This is a genomic window from Vibrio sonorensis, assembly GCF_001854765.1.
Taxonomy (GTDB): Bacteria; Pseudomonadota; Gammaproteobacteria; order Enterobacterales; family Vibrionaceae; genus Vibrio; species Vibrio sonorensis.
The window spans coordinates 1-213 of record NZ_LJJE01000111.1 but is presented as its reverse complement, the minus strand read 5'-3'; the positions used below and the strand labels follow the sequence as shown (position 1 = coordinate 213).

1 tRNA gene is annotated in these 213 nt (G+C 44.1%); it reads right to left on the bottom strand.

The annotated features are described in order from the left end of the window. Positions 1-109: 109 nt before the first annotated feature. A tRNA-Val gene (locus BLO31_RS19925) sits at positions 110-185 on the bottom strand. Positions 186-213 lie beyond the last annotated feature (28 nt).

Genomic DNA, 213 nt, shown 5'->3' with positions numbered 1-213 from the left:
TATGTACTTCAAAGAAGTGCATTTTCTAAAGACTTTCAGCGTCGATAAATGAACCACGCACGTTTTACTGAAGTGGTTTGGAGTATCAAATCCAAAAATACTTAGAGAATGGTGGGCGATACCGGGCTCGAACCAGTGACCCCCTGCTTGTAAGGCAGGTGCTCTCCCAACTGAGCTAATCGCCCACATAAGTTTTAATTCTTCGTGGAGAAG